The following is a 17,599-nucleotide window of genomic DNA, read 5'->3' on the forward strand; positions in this document are numbered from 1 at the left end:
ACAGCCAGCTTGCTCGACGCGCTGCGGCGCTTGCCCCGATTCGTTGGCTACGTGATCCGGCACTTCCCGCTCGCGCGGGTTGCCCTGCTGCTGACAGTGGTACTGCTAGCGCTCGAATACGCGGTCTTCAGCCTGATGATCCCGATGTCGAGCGGCGTCACGCTCGGGGGCGGAGGCGGCACCGTCCTGCGCTTCTGGTCCGCCGTGGCCGCACGGTTGCACCTTCAACCGACTCAGGCGACTTGGCTGTGGCTGTTCCTGATGCTGTTCGCACTGCGCACAGTGTTGGGGCTGGTGCACGTGCTGCTGACCAATTGGCTCGCGAAACAGGTCCATCGCCACCTGAGCGAGCGCACGTTCCACCGTGTGCTGATCGACGAGCCGATGACGCAGATCTACAGGCGCTCGATCGGCTACTACATCACGCTGGCAGGCGACGATACGTTTCGGGCCGGAACGATCATCAACACAGTCTCTCAGGCATTGGCCACGTTGATGTCGGCGCTGGCGGGATTTGCGCTGCTCTACGTCTTCTCCCCGCTCGCTTTCTGGGCGACGGTGGCGTTCCTTGCGGCGTGCGCGGTGCTGGTCGGCTTCGGTTTTCGCGCGCTCGTACGCACCAACGCACGCTCGATCGCGCTGTCGCGAGAAGCGAGCACCGCCTATGTCGAGGCCCTCAATGGACTGCGGTCGATCCGCTCGATGGGTTCCGAGGTCTTCTTCCTGCGCAGCTACGCAGCTCAGATCACAGGCTACGTTCGGTTGCTGTTCGAAATCGATGCGGTGAAGGCCGCCGTCAAGTTCATGCCTGCCGTGCTCGCGTTGCTGGTGGGCGTGTGGGTGGCGTGGCCCGGCACCGAGCGATCCGGTGCCATCACCGCGAGCTTCTTCGTCGCGCTCACGGTCCTGCTGGTGCGTCTGTTCGTGGCACTCGGGGCGGCGATGAACTTGGTCTCCGTGCTGCTGATGGACGTGCGCGCCGCGACCGATATCGACGAACTTATCGGTGCCGAGCCTGGGACGCAGGAGAACTTGCCGACGGCACCGCCGCTGCACCAGATCGAACTGCGGCAGGTCGAATACGGCTACCGGGCTGGACACAAGGTGCTGGACGGCCTGGACTTCACGTTCCGGGCAGGTCGAACGGTCGCGATCGTCGGCCCCTCCGGCTCGGGAAAATCGACGCTGGCGGACCTGTTGCTCGGCCTGATCCGTCCGGACCGCGGTGTCGTACTGGTCGACGGCGCGCCGGGCGGCACGGCGCTTCTACGGCGACAGGTCATCCTCGTCGAGCAACAGGCGCGCATCTTTTCGACCAGTGTGCGAGAAAACCTCCTGCTCGGCCAGGAACGAAGCGACGAGGTCCTGTGGGAAGCCTTGCGCCTGGTCGATCTCGAGGGCCATGTGCGAGCGCTGCCGGGCGGACTGTCCGCTCCGTTTGAATACCAGGGCGCCAACCTGTCCGGCGGACAGCGCCAGCGGCTGGGTATTGCGCGCGCACTGGTGCGCGCACCGCAGGTCCTCATCCTCGACGAGGCGACCGGTGCGCTCGACGGGCGAACCCGCGACTTGGTAGTGGCCAACCTGCGCACGTTCATGCGCGACGGCATTCTCGTATTCATTACGCACGAGGAGTCTCTCGCCGCGGCGGCCGACGTGGTGTTGACGCTCGGCGGCACCGCGCCGCAGCCGGATAGCGAACAAGTCCAACAGGTATCCGCATGAATTCGTCCCAACCCGCACCCATCGCGGCGTTCGCCTTCAACCGCCCCTCGCACTTGGCGCGCACGATCGCAGCGCTCAAGGCCTGCCCGGAAGCGCAGCGCTCGCACCTCACGCTCTACTGCGACGGAGCGCGTGGCCCGCAAGATCACGAGGCGGTCGCAGCCGTGCGGCGCTACGCTGGGACGATCGACGGTTTTGCCTCGGTCACGCTCGACGCGAGCGACAGCAACCGCGGGCTGGCCGCTTCGATCATGCGTGGGGTATCGGAGCAGTTGAAGCATTCGGATCGCGTCATCGTGCTCGAGGACGATCTGGTCGTCTCGCCGCACTTCCTGCGCTACATGAATGACGGGCTCTCGCGTTATGCCGAGGATCCCCGCGTGGCGAGCATTCACGGCTACGTCTACCCCACCGGCGGCGCCTTGCCGGAGACGTTCTTCCTTGAGGGGGCTGACTGCTGGGGCTGGGGAACATGGGCGCGCGCCTGGGGCCATTTCGAACCGGACGGATCAAAGCTGCTGGCCGAACTTGAACGGCGAAAGCTGACCCGGCGATTCGACTTCGACGGAAGCTTTCCGTACACGCAGATGCTCAGGGATCAAATCGCAGGGCGCAACAGTTCGTGGGCGATCCGCTGGCATGCAGCTTGTTATCTAAAGCAACTTCTGACCCTGTATCCGGGGCGCAGCCTTGTCCGCAACATTGGCCATGATTCCACCGGTACCCATTGCGGAACAACCGACGTGATGGACGCGCATGTCACCGACGATCCGATCAACGTGGGCTCCATCCCTGTAGAACCATCACCCCGCGCGCATCGGGCGTTTGCTCGATTTCTGCTCGGGCAACTGTCGTGGAAGCAGAGGGCCCGGATGACGCTGCGCTACCTGTTGAGCGGTGCGCGATGAGTCTTGACGCGACGCGCGGTGAAGTCGCGACCGTGAATCAAGAATGCCTTGACGAGAATCCTTCGATGAAACACTTTAACGACGCTCGCGTGCTCATCACCGGCGGCCTCGGCTTCGTCGGCTCGAATCTGGCGCGCCGACTGGTGGCGCTTGGCGCCCGGGTCACGCTCGCGGACAGTCTCATTCCACTGTACGGAGGCAACCCGCAGAACATCGCAGACATTTCGGATCGCGTGACCGTGAACGTCTGTGACGTGCGCGACCGCTTCGCGATGGAGTACCTGGTTCAGGACACGGACTACCTGTTCAACCTCGCGGGCCAAACAAGCCACCTCGACTCCATGACGGATCCTCAGACCGACTTGGACATCAACGCGACCGCGCAGTTGTCGATCCTGGAAGCCTGTCGCAAGGCCAATCCGCGCGTGCGATTGGTGTTCGCGAGCACCCGCCAGCTCTACGGCCGGCCCGACTATTTGCCTGTCGACGAGAAGCATCCGATCCGTCCGGTTGACGTGAACGGGATCAACAAGCTCGCGGGCGAGGGCTATCACCTGCTCTACAGCAGCGTCTACGGGATCCGCGCCAGCGTGCTTCGCCTCACCAACACCTATGGGCCGGGAATGCGTGTGAAGGATGCGCGCCAGACCTTTCTCGGCATCTGGGTTCGGCAGCTGCTCGAGGGCCAGCCACTCAAGGTATTCGGTGACGGTGAGCAGCTGCGCGATTTCAACTACGTCGACGACTGCGTCAACGCGTTGCTGCTGGCCGCGACTGAAGACGCCGCGATCGGCAAGGTCTACAACCTCGGCAGCGCCGAAGTGGTGTCGCTCAGGCAGCTCGCGTCGATGATGATCGGCCTCGTCGACGGCGGTCGCTTCGAGATCGTCGCGTTTCCGCCCGAGCGCAAGGCGATCGACATCGGTGACTACTACAGCGATTACACGCTGATCGAGAGCGAGCTCGGCTGGGCGCCTCGAGTGACGCTGGCCGCAGGCCTGGCGCGCACGATCGATTACTACCGGCAGCACGCCGCGCATTACTGGGAAACCCCGCAATGATCTTGATGAACGACTTCAAGGCCGAGCCTGCTGCACTGCGTGAGGCCATGGCTGCCGCCGCGGCGCGCGTATTCGCTTCTGGCTGGTACGTCCTTGGCCATGAGGTACAAGCCTTCGAGCGGAGTTGGGCTGAACGCTGCGGCGCCCGCCACTGTATGGGCGTGGCGAACGGCATGGATGCGATCGAACTCGCGTTGCGAGGGCTGGACATCGGCCCCGGCGATGAGGTGATCACGACGCCAATGACCGCCTTTGCGACCGTGCTGGCCATCGTCCGAGCCGGCGCGGTGCCAGTGCTGGCGGATATTGATCCCGAAACGGCCCTCCTAGATCCCGACAGCGTGCGCCGTTGTCTGTCGTCGCGCACGAAGGCTGTGCTGCTGGTGCATCTGTACGGGCAGGTGCGCGATCTGCCGGACTGGGTAGAACTGTGTCGCGCCGCCGGTGTTCAGCTGATCGAAGACTGCGCTCAGGCGCACCTGGCCCGCTGGGACGGGCAGGTGGCCGGAAGCTTCGGCGCGGCCGGTGCGTACAGCTTCTACCCGACCAAGAATCTCGGCGCCATCGGTGACGGCGGAGCCCTGGTGACGCAGTCCGAAGAATTGGCCCAACGCGTCGCGCGCCTGCGCAACTACGGGCAAAGCGAGCGGTACGTGCACCCGGAACTGGGCATGAACAGCAGGCTGGACGAGATTCAGGCCGCGTTGCTGAGCGAGCGGCTGAAGTGGCTCGAGCCGTTCACCGAACGCCGTCGCGCCATCGCGGCGCGATACGACGCAGGCATCGACAATCCGCGCGTGCGCTCGCTCGCGCCGGCTCGGCAACTGCAGGCGCACGTGCACCACTTGCACGTCGTGTGTTGCGAGGCCCGCACGGAGCTGGCGCGGCACCTAGGCGACCACGGTATCCAGACCCACATCCATTACCCAGTGCCCGCACACCGGCAGGTGCCGTTCGCCTCGCTGCGACGCGACCCGCGCGGTCTGCCGCACACGGAGGCGCATGCCGCAGCGTGCCTCTCGCTCCCGTGCCACCCCCAATTGGCCGACGATCAGCTGGAAGCGGTCATTGCCGCCATCAACGCGTTTCGGTGATGGAGCATTTCGTCACGCTGTTCGACAGCTTGTTCCTGGCTCAGGGGCTGGCGCTGAACGCCTCGCTGGCACGTCACGCCCCCAGCTATACGTTGTGGATCCTGTGCGTGGACGACGCGGCATTCGACGCGTTGGAGCGTCTGGCGCTGGCCCACGTTCGGCCGCTGAGACTGAGCGCGCTGGAAACCCCGGAATTGCTGGCGGTCAAGCCATCGCGCACGCGCGGCGAGTACTGCTGGACGCTGACGCCTTTCGCACCGCGCTTCGTGTTCGAAGCCGACTCCACGGTCTCGCGCGTGACCTACGTGGACGCCGATCTGTGGTTCCGACGAGATCCGGAACCCCTGTTCGCCGAGCTGGAGTGCTCGGGCGCCGCAGTGCTGATGACCGATCATGGGTATGCGCCCGAATACGACCAGTCGGCCACATCGGGTCAGTACTGCGTGCAGTTCATGACGTTCGTTCGTGATGCCGGCGAGCCAGTGCGCCAGTGGTGGGAGGACCGTTGCATCGAGTGGTGCCATGCCCGCTTCGAGGATGGAAAGTTCGGCGATCAGAAATACCTCGATGATTGGCCGGTCCGATTCAAGGGTCTGGTTCACGTGCTGCAAAGACAGGAGCTTGCGCAGGCGCCCTGGAACGCGACGCGATATCCTTACGGCCCGGCCGTCATCTACCACTTCCATGGGCTCCGGATACTTCCGGACCGCAGGTTCGATGCTGGGCCGATCTACTATCTTCCTCGCCCGGTCGTCACGCATGTCTACGAGCCCTACGTTGCGGAGTTGCGCCAGGCGATCAAGTCCCTGGAGGCGGCGGGCGTCGAGGTGCGCCCGCAAGCGCGCGCGTTGGGCATTGGCGGGGCGCTGCGCCGGATGGCCAGCGGCGTATACAACCAAGTCTGGCGCTTGCACCACTTGAACTCATGGAAGTATTGAAGAGGCCCGGTCGCGCCGCGACCACTCGACGCACACGTCCGATCAATCATGACGATCGCGGCCATCTCGGCCATCGGTGCGGCTGAATGTTCCAGTTCGTCGTCGTCTGGGCAGCCGGCCCCTTTCTGTTCGAGAGCAGCCGTCGGTCCCGGTACCGGACCGCCGTTCGCGTGCTTCTCGTCGTGCTCATTGCGGCGGCCTGCGCGTTCCAGCCGATCGATTCCAACTCCGACCGAGAGACCTATCAGGAGATCATCCGGGACATCGCCGCGTCGGATTGGTCCTTCGACGGGCTCATGGAACCGGGCTTCTATCTACTGACCAAGTCGCTCTCGTTCGTTCTCGGCGAGGAGACGCTTCAATTCGCGGTGTACTTCGTCGTGGCGGTACTCTCCATTTCGCTGAAGCTTCGGCTGTTCAGCAAGATCGGCGGCGCACTGGACTTCTACTTCCTGGTCTTCTTCGCATACTTCTTCCTGCTCCAGGACGCCACCCAGATTCGGGCAGCAGTAGCGGTGCCGCTGATCTATTTCGCGATCCTGGCCTTCCTGGAACACCGACCCTGGGTCGCCATCGGCTGCGTCGTGTTCGCATCCTTGTTTCATTACTCGGGGCTGCTGGCCCTGCTGATGTTCCCGCTGCTCGACCGGCGTGGCGGCATCAAGTTCGCGCTCATCACGGCATGTCTCGCGCTGCTCGGTTTCGTTGCCGTCCTCGACCGGGACATCTACCTCAGCGGCTTTTCGGCCCTGTCGACGGTTGTCGATCTCCAGAAGCTGCAGATCTATCTCGATCTGCTCGACCAGGGCGTCTTCGAGAAGGTCAACTTTCTCAATCGCCTGGCGCCACATTTGGTGATGCTCGTGTCGCTGCTTCTGCTGCATCGAAGGTGGAAGGACGATACGACGATGCAAATCCTGCTGCAGACGTACGTGCTGGGCATCCTGCTGTTCATCGTGCTGTCACCGTTTCCCATCCTGGCCTACCGGATCAGCGACATCTTTCTCTTCTCCGGGGTGTTGCTGGCCGGGCGCATGTCACTGCACTTGCGCGCAAAGGGACTCTATCGAGGATTCTTGATCCTCTACTCGGCCACGTTCCTGATCTATGCCATCTGGTATTCCGGAATCTTTATCGTCGATGCAAGCTGAAGATCGCCACGCGGCTCCGGTGCAGGGCAGGCCGTTGATCTCGGTTGTGACCGTCGTCTTCAATGACGTTGCGGCTGTCGGATCCACCATCGAGTCGGTATTGAACCAGACGTTCGAGGACAAGGAGTATCTGGTCGTCGATGGCGCATCGGACGACGGGACCATCGAAATCGTCGCGCAGTACGCCGACCGAATCGACCTGATCATCTCCGAGCGTGATCGGGGAATCTACGATGCCATGAACAAGGCTGTCGCGCGCGCCTCTGGTGAGTACATCCTGTTCATGAACAGTGGCGACATGTTTGCATCTGCCGATGCGTTGTCGGCCGCAGCAGGCTCGCTCCGACGCGGTTCCGAGCAGGTTGTTTTCGGGGCTTGGGTGCGTCGCGAGGCCGAGGGACGAGAGACGCAGTGCCTGCCCTCGCTGAGCGATGGCTTCTTCAATCACCAGGCCATTTTGTACAGCCGATCCATCCATTCCTGGCATGGCGACTATGTGGCCGTACCTGGCCTGAGCACGGCCGACTATCTGTACTTCACAACGCTGCTGGCCAGCGGAACGGTCGAGTCCAAGACGATCGACGCTGTGATCGCATCGATCGACGTCGCGGGCACATCGGCTGGCTTGCAGACCTTCAGCCAGAAGCACGCCATCGACTACTTGTGCGGGCGGACAAGCCGGCTGAAGCTGCTTCTCGTACTGCTGTTGCATCCGCTGTACTTCCGACTCAAGCAGCTGGTGCGGAAGTGGTGAACTCCGTTTCGGTCATCATGGCCGTCTACAACGGACAGCGCTTCCTGCGGGAACAGCTCCAGTCCGTGCTCGAACAGCTCCTGCCCGGAGACGAGTTATGGGTCATCGACGACGCATCGACCGACGGGTCTCACGTGTTGCTCGAGCGTGTCGATTCTCCCGCGCTGCGCGTGCATCGAAGTCCTTCGAACCGGGGCGTGATCGCCAGCTTTGAGTGCGGACTGCGACTGGCGACTCACGAGATCGTCTTCCTATGCGACCAGGACGACGTCTGGTTGCCCGGAAAGCGCGCGGCGTTTGTCCAGGCCTTCGAACAGGACACGGCCGTGCTCGCCGTGATCTCTGACGCCCAGGTCATCGATGCGAACGGCTCCATGGTGGCGCCTTCGTTCATGGCCACGCGAGGCGGCTTCAGGGGGAGCGTCGTGGCCACCATTTGGCGCAACCGGTATCTCGGCTGTGCGATGGCGCTGCGCCGCTCGCTGCTGGCGGCTGCCTTGCCCATCCCGCGCCGGGCACCGATGCACGATATGTGGCTCGGCGCGATGGCGCGGATTCTCGGTCGCGTGGTCTACCTGCCAGTGCCCTACCTTCAGTACCGTCGCCACGGGGGAAACGTCTCGCCCTCGAGTCGGCAATCAGTGTCCAGGATGGTTCGATGGCGCATCGCGCTGATCCATGCCTTGCTCGCGCGCACGCTGAAGTTCAAGCTCGGGCTGCATGCTCACCACGCGGCGAACAGTACCAGGCCGACATGAAGATCAGCATCATCACCGTGGCCTACAACAGCGCCGCGACAATTACCGACACCCTCCGCTCTGTGGCGGAGCAGACCCATGCCGACATTGAACACATTGTCGTCGATGGCTCGTCGCAGGATGCAACGCTGGCCATCGTCCGCGACCAGGGCGCACGCGTCAGCAGGATCGTTTCCGAACGCGACGCGGGCATCTACGACGCGATGAACAAGGGCCTGCGCCTGGCGCGCGGCGAACTGGTCGGCTTTCTCAACGCAGACGACACCTTCGCACATCCCAATGTAGTCGCCTCGATCGCCGCCGCCGCGCTGCGTCATCCGACGGCCGCGGCCATCTACGGTGACCTGGTGTACGTGAAGCAGGACAGACCCGAGCAGGTCTTGAGGCACTGGCGCAGCGGCAAGTTCGACCCTGCCCGGCTGCGCTTCGGATGGATGCCGCCGCATCCGACCTTCTACCTGCGGTCCGACCGCCTGCCGGGGCTGGGCCTGTTCAACGACGCTTTGCGCATCTCGGCCGACTACGACTTCATACTTCGCTGTCTGAGCGCGCCCGGTGCTCAGGCGATCCACATTCCGGACGTTCTGGTCCGGATGCGTGCCGGGGGAGCGAGCAATCGCTCGCTCGCTGCCCTGGTGAACAAGAGCAGCGAAGATCTCCGTGCGTTGCGCCAAAACAAGGTGGGTGGCTGGTTCACGCTGATGTGCAAGAACGTTCGCAAGCTGCCGCAGTTTCTTTGAAGCTCGGGGGCACAGGACGGCGGAGTGGCGCTTTCACCCCCCAACCGCGCGAGCCCCGATAATCCCGAACCGCACCCGGGCGCTCGCATGACATTCCTGACACTGAGTTTCTTCACCTCCCTGGTGATCACGCTGCTGATCATCCGATCGTCGGCGCAGCATGCGCATCGCTCGGCGGATCACGATGTTTCGGGCCCTCAGAAGTTTCATTCGAGGCCCGTGCCGCGAGTCGGTGGAACCGGCATCTTCGTTGCGCTGGTCGCGTGCGTGATGATGGCGCAATGGCAACAACCCGCCGACTCTCCGACGCTGTGGCTTCTGTTGCTTTGTAGCCTGCCCGCATTTTTGTCCGGGGTTACCGAAGACCTGACGAAGTCGATGTCGCCGCGGCGCAGGTTGATCTTCACCGCGTGCTCGGCCGGGCTCGCGGTATGGCTGCTCGACGGCGTGATCCTTCGCACCGACATACCCGGGGTAGACACCCTGATCGCGATGACGCCGATTGCGATGGCATTGACGGTGTTTGTCGTCACCGGCGTCGCCAACGCCATCAACATCATCGATGGCTTCAACGGCTTAGCGTCGATGTGCGTGTTGCTGATGGTTCTGGCCATCGCCTATGTCGCATTCCAGGTGCAGGACACGTTCATCTTCACCGCCTCGCTCATCACGGCGGGCGCCGTTCTCGGCTTCTTCGTCTGGAATTTCCCCGCCGGCCTGATCTTTCTGGGGGATGGCGGTGCGTACCTGCTCGGGTTCCTGCTGGCGGAATTGAGCGTTCTGCTGATTCATCGCAATGCGGTGGTGTCGCCGATCTTCGTCTTGCTGATCTGTGCCTACCCGATCTTCGAAACCATCTTCACGATGTACCGCCGCAAGGTCGTGCGGGGTGTGGCGACCGCCGCACCGGACGGCATCCACCTGCACACGCTCATTCACCGTCGCCTGATTCGCTGGACCTTGGCAGAGAACCGCGAGCGTCGCCGGCTGACACGGCGCAACAGCATGACATCGCCCTACCTCTGGCTGCTGTGCCTCAGCTCGGTAGTTCCCAGTCTGCTGTGGTGGAACAACACAGCCGTCCTGTCCTGCTTCTTGCTGCTCTTCGTGGTGACATACATGTGGCTCTACCGATGCATCGTTCGCTTCAGGACCCCGCGTTGGCTGATCTTCCGCAGGCATCAGTAAGGCCGATGCGCGGGGTCAAGCGCTGCGTACTCCGTGACGAACAGGCGCAGTTCTCTTCGAAAGTCTTCCACCGGTACACGACACTCCGTGCTCGACAACCAGGCGAGCAACTGCTGTGCCCATGCCTGATCGACCTGCATCTGCAACTGCGCGATCCGCAACCTCGGGTGCGCCGACGGCAGGCTGGTGTCCGCATCCGCCAGCAACTCCTCGTACAGCTTCTCCCCCGGCCGCAGTCCGCTGAACACGATCCCGATCTCGCGCTCCCGATGCCCCGACAGCCGGATCAGGTCACGCGCCAGGTCGACGATGCGCACCGGCTCGCCCATGTCCAGCACGTACACCTGACCGGTTTCCGCCAGGGCCGCCGCCTGCAGCACCAGGCGCGCCGCCTCCGGGATCGTCATGAAGTAACGCGTGATCTCCGGGTGCGTCACGGTGATCGGCCCGCCCTTCGCGATCTGCTCCTTGAACTTGGGGATCACGCTGCCGCTGGAGCCGAGCACGTTGCCGAAGCGCACCGCCGAGAACACCGTCGCGTGCCCGAGCGTCGCCAGATGCGACAGCACCATCTCGGCTGCGCGCTTGCTGGCCCCCATCACGTTAGTCGGGTTGACGGCCTTGTCGGTCGAGATCAGCACGAAGCGCTCGACACCGGCCTCGGCCGCAGCCGTGGCGGCGTTCCAGGTGCCCAGCGTGTTGTTGCGCAGCGCCGCCCAGGCGTTCTCGTCTTCCATCAGCGGCACGTGCTTGAACGCCGCCGCGTGCAGGATCAGTTGCGGCTTCTGCGCGGCGAACGTGGCGCGCAGGTGCTCCAGGTCCTTCACGTCGCCCATCAGGCGGACCAGCCGCAGCTCCGGATGCAGCTCGCCGAGCTGCTGCTCGATCTGGTACAGCGCGAATTCGCTCAGTTCATACAGCACCAGTCGCGCCGGTCGGTAGCGCGCGACCTGCCGGCACAGTTCGCTGCCGATCGAGCCGCCGGCACCGGTGACCAGCACGGTCTTGCCGGTGATGAGGCCGGCGATGCCCGATTCGTCCAGCGCGACCGGCTCGCGCCCGAGCAAGTCCTCGGCTTCGATCGCGCGCACGCGCTCGACGCGCGCGCTGCCATCCTGCAGTTCGCTCGCCGAAGGCACGGTGAGCACGGGCCGCTCGGTCGCGGCGGCCAGATCGATCGCACGGCGGCGCTTCGCGACGGTGGCGCCCGGCATCGCGACGATCACGTGCGTCACCTCGGGCAGCATGTCGAGCGTGGTCAGGTCGTCGAGGGTGCCCAATACGGAGACACCGCCGATGCGGGCGCCGCGCTTGGCCGGGTCGTCGTCGAGCAGGCCGAGCACGATCCAGCCCTGCTGATGGATGCTCGCCAGAAGCAGCTTGGCGGCCTCGCCCGCGCCGAGCACGATCGCACGGCGCACTTCCGTCTCGCTGCCTGTGATGCGCGAGCGCGCATGCTCGTACAGCATGCGGTAGCCCACGCGCACCATGCACAACCCGATCAGCGTGATCAGCGGGTGGAGCGCGAGCACGGCGCGCGGCACCTGCGCGAGCCCGAGCGCCATCACCACCACGGCGCAGACGAGGCCGCTGCCGAGGCACGCCAGCGTCAGCCGCTTGACCTCGCCGAAGCCGGAAAAGCGCCACATCCCACGCGGGATGCCGCTCAGCACGAACACGCCCAGGTACACCGCGATGACGCCGAGCATCACCCACACGTCGTAGCCGGGCCGTGCGTGCCACCAGCGCTCGAAGCCGAGGCGAAACAGGTAGGTCGCGTTCCAGCACGCGGCGATCACCAGGCCGTCGATCAGCAGCGACAGCGGCCGCCGGTGGACGCGCACGCGCGCCAGCAGGTGATCGAGCCGGTGCCAGAACGACGGTTCGGCGTTCATCGCACGCACAGCGCCCGCAGCGTCGCGCCGATCAGGCGCAGGTCGCCCGCCATCGAGCGCTGTTCGACGTACGCCGCCGCGAAGCGCAGCTTCGCCGGCATCACCTGCTCCACATAGACGCGCTCCGGGTCGCTGGCCGCGGCGAGCAACGCGCCCTCGTCGCGGTATTCGATCGACGCCGGATCGGTGATGCCGGGCCGCACCGACAGCACCTTGTCGCGCAACGCGGCCGGGTACATCGCCACGTAGCGCGGCACCTCGGGGCGCGGACCGACCAGACTCATGGTTCCGGCCACCACGTCGATCAGTTGCGGCAATTCGTCGAGCTTGTGGCGTCGCAGGAAGTGGCCGGCGGGCGTGATCCTCGGATCGGCCCCCACCGTGAGCTGCGGGCCCAGCGACGGCGCATCGACCCGCATCGTGCGGAACTTGTGGATGCGAAAAAGCGCCCCGAAACGGCCGACGCGCTCCTGCCGAAAGAACACCGGCCCGCGCGAGTCCAGCTTGATCCACAACGCGATGCCGAGCAGCAGCGGCGACAGCAACAGCACCCCGAGGCCGGCGCCGAGCAGATCAAGGAGGCGTTTGGCCATCGCCCGCATCAGCCGAGCGCGCGACGCACCGCGGCGACGACACGCTGCACGTCCGCGTCCGTCATGCGGGTGTAGATCGGCAGGCTCAGCATGCGCTCGAACGCCCGCTGGCTGTGGGGGAAGGACTCGGCGCGCAGCGCATACCGATCGCGCCAATACGGCTGCAGGTGCAGCGGGATGTAGTGCACGCTGCAGCCGATGCCGGCGGCGAACAACCGCTCGATCAGCGCATCGCGATCGATGGCCGCCGCATCCGCCAGCCGCAACGGGTAGAGGTGCCAGGCATGCAGCTCGCCCGCGGGCGCGTCGGGCGGCACGATCAGGGGCAGCTCCGCGAACGCAGCGTGGTAGGCGTGCGCGATCGCGGCGCGACGCGCATGGAACGCCCGCGCCCGCTTCAGCTGGTGGATGCCCATCGCCGCCGCGATGTCGGTCAGGTTGTACTTGAACCCCGGCGCGACGATCTCGTAGTACCAGCTCGGCACCTTCGCGGTGAAGCGGTCGAACGCATCGCGGTTCATGCCGTGCAGGCGCATGGTCCTGATGCGCTTCGCGAGATCGACGTCGCGCGTCACGACCATGCCGCCCTCGCCCGTCGTGATGGTCTTGTTGGCGTAGAAACTGAACACGGTCGCGTCCGAATCCAGCGTGCCGACGAGCGCGCCGCCGCTGGTCGTGGGCAGCGCATGCGCGGCGTCCTCGACGACTTTCAGGCCATGACGCTTCGCGATGTCGAGCAACGCCGGCATGTCCGCCGCGAGGCCGCCGTAGTGCACCGGCATGATCGCCTTGGTCCGCGGGGTGACGGCCGCCTCGACCAGCGCCGGGTCGATGCACAGCGTGGCCTGATCGATGTCGACCAGCACCACGTCGGCACCGAGGTAGCGCACGACCTCGGCGGTCGCGGTGAAGGTGTGCGTGGTCGTGATGACCTCGTCGCCCGGACCGATGCCGAGCGCCTCGAGCGCCAGATGCAAGCCCGCAGTGGCCGAGTTGACGGCCATGCAGTGCAGCGACGCGTCGCCGAGGAAGGCCGCGAAGTCGTCTTCGAACCGTTTCGCCTTCGGCCCGGTCGTGACCCAGCCCGAGCGCAGCGTGTCGACGACTTCGGCGATCTCGGCCTCGCCGATCTCGGGCAGCGCGAACGGCAGGAACGGCAAGGTGTCGGGCATGGTCAGCGGGGTTTGGCGATCCACGCCAGCACGTGGGTGCGCAGCGGGAGCAGCAGGTTGAACAGAGTGTAGAGGGCCGGGTGCACCCGCGTCACCGCGCGCGCGATCGGCGGCGCGAGCGTGACGCGCCGGGATTGCAGCTCGCCGTGCGGGAACAGCGCGCGTACGCGTTCGAGCGGCATGCCGCGCACGTCCGGGTTGCGCGGGTTGTCGATGGTGAAGTCGTACCAGAGCACGCCGCCGCCGGGCCTGACCCAGCGCCACATCGCGTCGGCCAGGAGCTGCTGGAACGCATCGTCGAGCAGCGACGAGAACACGGTCGACGCGAACACGACGTCCTGGGAGCCCGGTTCCACGGCCATGCGCAGCGCATCGCCCTCGAACAGCGTGACGCCCGGCGGCAGCAATCGGCGCGCCATCGCGACGCGCTCCGGCAGCAGCTCGGCGCCGCTCAGGTGCTCCGGCGCAAAGCCGAGGCGCAACAGCTCGAGCAGGTTCCAGCCGCCGCCGCTGCCCACTTCGAGCAGCCGCAGGGCGCCCAGGTCGTCGAAGCCGAGTCGATCGAAGAGCCGCAGCAGCGCGCGCTGGCGTTCCTGCATCGACTGCCAGGTATCGGGCCGGCTGGCCGCGTAGCGATCGGGGCCGCCACGCCGGGCATAGCGGCCCGCCACCGCGTCGAGTTCGCGCTCGTCGCTCACGACACGGCCTCGATGAAGCGCCGCGCCAGCACGGGGTAGCTGTGATGCGCGAGCACGAAGGCCCGTCCGCGTGCGCCCGCGGCGGCGCGCTCGGCGGGCGACAGCGCAGCCAGCGTGCGCAAACCGGCGGCCACCGCGGCGGGCGATTCCGGCGTCACGGTCAACCCGCAACCCGCCTCGGCCACCGGGTCGTTGCCGGCCTCGACGGAATGCAGGACCGGTCGCGCCGCCATCATGTAGTCCATCAGCTTGTTGGGCGCGATGCCGAAGCGGTAGATCGGCACGCGCTGCCAGCCGATGTAGGCGATGTCGAAGCGCGCCAGCAACGCCGGGATCCGGGCTTTCGGGATGGGCGGGAACAACGCGATGTTCTTCAGGCCTTCGTCGGCCGCCCGCTTCGCCAGCCGCGCCTTTTCGTGGCCATCACCGACCAGCACGAACGCGAACGGCTCGTCCCGCAGCAATCCGGCGGCATCGAGCAGCACGTCGAGCGCATTCGGCAGGCCGTGCGACCCGGCATAGCCGACGACGATCCGCCCGCTGGCCCGCTGCGCATCCAGGTGCGCCTGCAACTCACCGGCCAGTTCCGGCGCGGCGCCGGCCCAATCCTCCGGCGCGATGCCGTTCGGCACGATGTGCAGCTTGCGCAGGTCGAGGCCGTGCGCGCGCATGTGGTCGGCGACCTTGGGGAGCATCGAGACGACGACGTCGGCGTCGCGGTACGCGTCGTTCTCCGCTCTCTGGCACAGCACGATGAACGGGTGCCGCGGCGACATGCCCGAGAGCTCGATCGGCGACGCCGGCCACAAGTCGTGCACCTCATGGACCAGCCTGGCCTTTGCCAGCCGCGCGATCCGCCGGGCGACCCAGATGTCCATCGGGTACGTGCTGGAGGCGATCACCACGTCAGGCTGGAACGCACGCACCAGCCTTCCCGATTCGCGCCACAGCCCGCTCAGGAAGGCCCAGATGTTGCGCACCCGCCCGACGCCGTTGCCGACATAGCGCGGCGCCGCCAGCCAGCGGTAGGCGATGCCGTCGATCGTTTCGTCCAGCGCCTGCCCGGCGCCGGGCATCGCCGGCTGGTGGCTGCGCACGTGCGAGTACGCCGCGGCGACGATCTGGACACGATGCCCGGCCCGCACCCACTCGCGGGCCAGGTAGTACGGGCGGTACTCCATGCCGTGCTGCGGCGAGCCGGCGTAGTGGTTGACGAGCAGGATGTTCACGAGCGCATACCGTCTTGCAAACGCGCGACAAAGCGCGCCACGGCTGGTGCAAACAGACCATGCCGCGCGATCCATGCGCGGTTGCGTGCGGCAATCTGTGAGGCGGCAGCGTCCAACGTCAAGAGCATCGGCAGTTCGAGTGCGACTGCAGCGTCGGAGATGATCAGGCCGTTCGCGCTGCTTTCTATGAGTTCGCGGTTCGCCGGCAGATCGGACAGCAACGGGATGCAACCCTGTGCCATCGCCTCGAGGACCGAGACGGACACCGAATCGCTCGCAGGTACGCTGAGGTAAAACGCAGCGCGCGCATACCAGAAGTCTTGCTGCACCTGATCGAGGCGACCGACGAACTCGACCTGCGCGCCGGCATCGACTTTACCGACGCTGAGACCGAGCGCGCGCGCCACACCGGGCAAGGACCCAGCCAACGTCCCATCGTTGGCGACGACCAGCCGCGCGCGCGGCTCATATCTAGCGAGGGTTGCGAACAACGCGAGCATCCGCTGGGGACGGTAGAGCGGTTCGAGTCCCCGGTTCGCGAATACCAGCCATGGCTGCTTCGGACCAGACTCAGGCGGCAGCGCTTCCAGACCGAACGGGAAGGTCATGACCTCGCGCGCGCCCAGTTCGCGCATGCGGTCTGCCATATAGGCCGAATCGCTAGTCGCGACGTCGCAAGCGCGCAGGACGCGTCGGATCAGCCAACGCTGCGCCGCTGAGCGCTTCGGGGTCAGTAAGATGTCCGTGCCCCATGCCGACCCGGCAAGACGTGCCCGAAGGTGCCAGCCCCGTTGAGCAAGCCAAGCCAGCGTACCGTGCGAGGTCAGGTAGTGCGCATGAAGCCAGTCGGCATCGACCTCGCGCAACCAACGCGCGAGCCGCGGCAGCGCCGCCAAAACACCGACATTGCCGCCGCGATGAAGGGGCCTTGTTTCGAGCGCTAGCCTACGTTGCGAAGGTACGATCGCGTCGAACTCGGCGACGAAGCCGCGAGTCGATGCTGCCCACACCTCGACCCCAACCGATGCCGCCAATGCGCGCGCCCACTTCAGCAGGTGCGGACTCTGCGCATCGCCTATCAAGACGACACGCAGCGGTTGCGCGGACACGGTCCCGTACTCAATCATCCGACCTACCCGCCCATCGCTCATAGTCGGTGCGCCACTCCGGGTAGCGGGCGAGCAGCGCCGCATCACCCTCACGCGTGTCGCCGACGACGCGTGCAGGCGTACCCGCAATCACCGCGAAGTCGGGAAACTCACCGCGGACGCGGCTGTGCGAGGCGACCACACAACCCTTTCCGAGCCGCGTGTTGGCCTCGATGACGCTGTGCGGGCCGATGAAACAAAAGGCACCGATGTGCACCGAACCGCTGATGAACCCGGGCCGCTGCTCGATCGGCACTGTGCCGTAAGCACGGCCCATCAGTCGCAGACTTCGGTGAGAGCTGTGAGTGATGATGCTAACGAAGTTAGTAATCTGAACGCCGGTCTCTATGCACACGCCTTGCCGTGCCTCGATCACGTTGTAGTGACCGATAAACACATCGTCTGCGAGCGAAAGGCCCTCCGGATGCTCAATACAACACGATGGCGAGATCCTCGTTAAGGGCAGGAGCCGACCCGCGCCGTCGCGCTCGCCGAACACGATGCGCAGCGCCAACGCGCGTACGAGCGCGCGTCGCGTGGCGTTCAT

The 17,599-nt window shown here is 65.5% G+C and carries 17 protein-coding genes; 10 read left to right on the plus strand and 7 right to left on the minus strand.

Going from position 1 to position 17,599, the window contains the following annotated elements; all coding sequences use genetic code 11:
• The first annotated feature begins 9 nt into the window (after nucleotides 1-9).
• The 10 genes from ACWH49_RS05345 to ACWH49_RS05390 all read left to right on the plus strand — a co-directional run bounded on the left by ACWH49_RS05345 (nucleotide 10) and on the right by ACWH49_RS05390 (nucleotide 10,317).
• Nucleotides 10-1,725: an ABC transporter ATP-binding protein gene (locus ACWH49_RS05345; RefSeq protein ID WP_448170519.1), complete on the plus strand. Its 1,716-nt coding sequence runs from the start codon at nucleotides 10-12 to the stop codon at nucleotides 1,723-1,725.
• The gene (locus tag ACWH49_RS05350) at nucleotides 1,722-2,633 is read left to right on the plus strand and encodes a glycosyltransferase family 2 protein (RefSeq protein ID WP_448170520.1); all 912 of its coding nucleotides are present in this window, start codon (nucleotides 1,722-1,724) and stop codon (nucleotides 2,631-2,633) included. Before ACWH49_RS05345 ends, ACWH49_RS05350 begins: the two co-directional genes overlap by 4 nt.
• Entirely contained in the window at nucleotides 2,630-3,694 is a 1,065-nt protein-coding gene (locus ACWH49_RS05355; RefSeq protein ID WP_448170521.1) for an NAD-dependent epimerase/dehydratase family protein, read from the plus strand. The genes ACWH49_RS05350 and ACWH49_RS05355 overlap by 4 nt, the downstream gene beginning before the upstream one ends.
• Before the next feature lie 5 nt (nucleotides 3,695-3,699).
• Nucleotides 3,700-4,788, plus strand: coding sequence for a DegT/DnrJ/EryC1/StrS family aminotransferase (locus tag ACWH49_RS05360; protein WP_448170522.1), 1,089 nt, complete (start codon nucleotides 3,700-3,702; stop codon nucleotides 4,786-4,788).
• The gene (locus ACWH49_RS05365) at nucleotides 4,788-5,726 is read left to right on the plus strand and encodes a hypothetical protein (RefSeq protein ID WP_448170523.1); all 939 of its coding nucleotides are present in this window, start codon (nucleotides 4,788-4,790) and stop codon (nucleotides 5,724-5,726) included. The genes ACWH49_RS05360 and ACWH49_RS05365 overlap by 1 nt, the downstream gene beginning before the upstream one ends.
• 86 nt (nucleotides 5,727-5,812) lie before the next feature.
• Nucleotides 5,813-6,877 carry an EpsG family protein gene (locus tag ACWH49_RS05370; RefSeq protein ID WP_448170524.1) on the plus strand — a complete coding sequence of 355 codons (1,065 nt, stop codon included), beginning with the start codon at nucleotides 5,813-5,815 and terminating at the stop codon, nucleotides 6,875-6,877.
• Nucleotides 6,867-7,631 (plus strand): glycosyltransferase, encoded by a 765-nt coding sequence (locus ACWH49_RS05375; protein ID WP_448170525.1) that lies wholly within the window; start codon nucleotides 6,867-6,869, stop codon nucleotides 7,629-7,631. The genes ACWH49_RS05370 and ACWH49_RS05375 overlap by 11 nt, the downstream gene beginning before the upstream one ends.
• A gap of 17 nt (nucleotides 7,632-7,648) precedes the next feature.
• Nucleotides 7,649-8,389 (plus strand): glycosyltransferase family 2 protein, encoded by a 741-nt coding sequence (locus ACWH49_RS05380; RefSeq protein ID WP_448170526.1) that lies wholly within the window; start codon nucleotides 7,649-7,651, stop codon nucleotides 8,387-8,389.
• A complete protein-coding gene (locus ACWH49_RS05385; RefSeq protein WP_448170527.1) occupies nucleotides 8,386-9,129 on the plus strand; it encodes a glycosyltransferase family 2 protein in 744 nt (247 codons plus the stop codon). The genes ACWH49_RS05380 and ACWH49_RS05385 overlap by 4 nt, the downstream gene beginning before the upstream one ends.
• Before the next feature lie 87 nt (nucleotides 9,130-9,216).
• Nucleotides 9,217-10,317 (plus strand): MraY family glycosyltransferase, encoded by a 1,101-nt coding sequence (locus ACWH49_RS05390; RefSeq protein ID WP_448170528.1) that lies wholly within the window; start codon nucleotides 9,217-9,219, stop codon nucleotides 10,315-10,317.
• Here ACWH49_RS05390 and ACWH49_RS05395 read toward each other — a convergent pair.
• The 7 genes from ACWH49_RS05395 to ACWH49_RS05425 are packed head-to-tail and all read right to left on the minus strand — an operon-like array spanning nucleotide 10,311 to nucleotide 17,599.
• Nucleotides 10,311-12,212, minus strand: coding sequence for a polysaccharide biosynthesis protein (locus ACWH49_RS05395; RefSeq protein WP_448170529.1), 1,902 nt, complete (start codon nucleotides 12,210-12,212; stop codon nucleotides 10,311-10,313). The two genes, ACWH49_RS05390 and ACWH49_RS05395, sit on opposite strands and share 7 nt — an antisense overlap.
• A complete protein-coding gene (locus ACWH49_RS05400) occupies nucleotides 12,209-12,805 on the minus strand; it encodes a sugar transferase (RefSeq protein ID WP_448170530.1) in 597 nt (198 codons plus the stop codon). The genes ACWH49_RS05395 and ACWH49_RS05400 overlap by 4 nt, the downstream gene beginning before the upstream one ends.
• Nucleotides 12,806-12,813: 8 nt before the next feature.
• On the minus strand, nucleotides 12,814-13,977 hold the full coding sequence (locus ACWH49_RS05405; protein WP_448170531.1) for a DegT/DnrJ/EryC1/StrS family aminotransferase: 1,164 nt from the start codon (nucleotides 13,975-13,977) through the stop codon (nucleotides 12,814-12,816).
• Between the two features lie 2 nt (nucleotides 13,978-13,979).
• Nucleotides 13,980-14,675 (minus strand): class I SAM-dependent methyltransferase, encoded by a 696-nt coding sequence (locus ACWH49_RS05410; protein ID WP_448170532.1) that lies wholly within the window; start codon nucleotides 14,673-14,675, stop codon nucleotides 13,980-13,982.
• Nucleotides 14,672-15,904: a glycosyltransferase family 4 protein gene (locus ACWH49_RS05415; RefSeq protein ID WP_448170533.1), complete on the minus strand. Its 1,233-nt coding sequence runs from the start codon at nucleotides 15,902-15,904 to the stop codon at nucleotides 14,672-14,674. Before ACWH49_RS05415 ends, ACWH49_RS05410 begins: the two co-directional genes overlap by 4 nt.
• Entirely contained in the window at nucleotides 15,901-17,013 is a 1,113-nt protein-coding gene (locus tag ACWH49_RS05420; RefSeq protein ID WP_448170534.1) for a glycosyltransferase family 4 protein, read from the minus strand. Before ACWH49_RS05420 ends, ACWH49_RS05415 begins: the two co-directional genes overlap by 4 nt.
• Before the next feature lie 10 nt (nucleotides 17,014-17,023).
• Nucleotides 17,024-17,599, minus strand: a complete 576-nt coding sequence (locus tag ACWH49_RS05425) for an acyltransferase (protein ID WP_448170535.1) — start codon at nucleotides 17,597-17,599, stop codon at nucleotides 17,024-17,026.

The sequence above is a fragment of the Rhizobacter fulvus genome, assembly GCF_964020785.1.

Coding starts and splice junctions, on each gene's coding strand:
- ACWH49_RS05380 (WP_448170526.1), top strand. CDS start 7,649: ATGGCCGTCTACAACGGACAGCGCTTCCTGCGGGAACAGCTCCAGTCC.
- ACWH49_RS05350 (WP_448170520.1), top strand. CDS start 1,722: ATGAATTCGTCCCAACCCGCACCCATCGCGGCGTTCGCCTTCAACCGC.
- ACWH49_RS05425 (WP_448170535.1), bottom strand. CDS start 17,599: ATGAACGCCACGCGACGCGCGCTCGTACGCGCGTTGGCGCTGCGCATC.
- ACWH49_RS05360 (WP_448170522.1), top strand. CDS start 3,700: ATGAACGACTTCAAGGCCGAGCCTGCTGCACTGCGTGAGGCCATGGCT.
- ACWH49_RS05370 (WP_448170524.1), top strand. CDS start 5,813: ATGTTCCAGTTCGTCGTCGTCTGGGCAGCCGGCCCCTTTCTGTTCGAG.
- ACWH49_RS05355 (WP_448170521.1), top strand. CDS start 2,630: ATGAGTCTTGACGCGACGCGCGGTGAAGTCGCGACCGTGAATCAAGAA.
- ACWH49_RS05365 (WP_448170523.1), top strand. CDS start 4,788: ATGGAGCATTTCGTCACGCTGTTCGACAGCTTGTTCCTGGCTCAGGGG.
- ACWH49_RS05395 (WP_448170529.1), bottom strand. CDS start 12,212: ATGAACGCCGAACCGTCGTTCTGGCACCGGCTCGATCACCTGCTGGCG.
- ACWH49_RS05385 (WP_448170527.1), top strand. CDS start 8,386: ATGAAGATCAGCATCATCACCGTGGCCTACAACAGCGCCGCGACAATT.
- ACWH49_RS05375 (WP_448170525.1), top strand. CDS start 6,867: ATGCAAGCTGAAGATCGCCACGCGGCTCCGGTGCAGGGCAGGCCGTTG.
- ACWH49_RS05400 (WP_448170530.1), bottom strand. CDS start 12,805: ATGGCCAAACGCCTCCTTGATCTGCTCGGCGCCGGCCTCGGGGTGCTG.
- ACWH49_RS05390 (WP_448170528.1), top strand. CDS start 9,217: ATGACATTCCTGACACTGAGTTTCTTCACCTCCCTGGTGATCACGCTG.
- ACWH49_RS05405 (WP_448170531.1), bottom strand. CDS start 13,977: ATGCCCGACACCTTGCCGTTCCTGCCGTTCGCGCTGCCCGAGATCGGC.